The organism is Mycobacterium sp., assembly GCF_008709575.1.
GTDB lineage: Bacteria > Actinomycetota > Actinomycetes > Mycobacteriales > Mycobacteriaceae > Mycobacterium.
Map to the genome: position 1 here is coordinate 1 of NZ_VYIK01000321.1, position 712 is coordinate 712.

Annotated in this window: 1 protein-coding gene and 1 pseudogene; one reads left to right on the top strand and one right to left on the bottom strand. The window is 66.4% G+C overall.

Going from position 1 to position 712, the window contains the following annotated elements; genetic code table 11:
- Nucleotides 1-75, top strand: a 75-nt coding sequence (locus F6Q13_RS18710; RefSeq protein ID WP_293059720.1) for a hypothetical protein, incomplete at its 5' end; no start/stop codon positions are given.
- Nucleotides 76-153: 78 nt separating this feature from the next.
- Here F6Q13_RS18710 and F6Q13_RS20385 read toward each other — a convergent pair.
- Nucleotides 154-391, bottom strand: a pseudogene (locus F6Q13_RS20385) (type II toxin-antitoxin system PemK/MazF family toxin).
- Nucleotides 392-712: the final 321 nt, after the last annotated feature.

Here is a 712-nt window from a genome sequence, read left to right on the forward strand (position 1 = left end):
CTGGAGAAGGATCGGGAACGCTTCGCGATCAGCGCCGGCGGTGTGGTCGCGGTCGGCAAGGGTGTCTGGATCTAGAGCGATCGCCAAAGGTAGGGCACTAACCGGAAGCGCACACCGCCCAGGCAGCTTTACAGGCACAGACCGTGCAAACCTTCACAAGTCGAGCACGAACCGCAATGCCTGATCGATGGCTCGGAGTTCGTCGGGCTTGACGCGGCCGAGCCGCGAGGCCAGGCGTTGATTGGAAATCACCCGGAGTTGGCCGCCGCGCGCGTACGACGTGTTTGTCGACGATGTCGACTGACACCACGACGGCGGGTCGGGCGAAGCCGGGTTCGTGTCCGATCGGTTGGCCGAGGTCGACGTTGTAGACTTCGCCGTGCCAGATCATGGCCGCATCAGGCCAGGGCGTCCCGGTCCCGGCGCTCGGCCAGGTAGTTCTGCCACGCTTGCGGATCGTCTCGTAGTCGCTGGTAGGGGCGAGCCCACCACATGCCGGAAGTTGTCGAGGTAGGACCCTTCGGTAGTGCCCGCCTCGTAACGGTTCCAGGCACGCTCCGGGCCGCATACTCCGACACCGAAGCCGGTGCTGCCGGTGCTGCTCGATTGTTGCGTGGCGGAGCGCGCAGCGCCGGTCAGGGCCATATCTGTGAAGGTCGGTCAGTCGCGCACGGCGGCCAGCAGGCCGTCGCCGAGCGGCACCAGCGCGGGG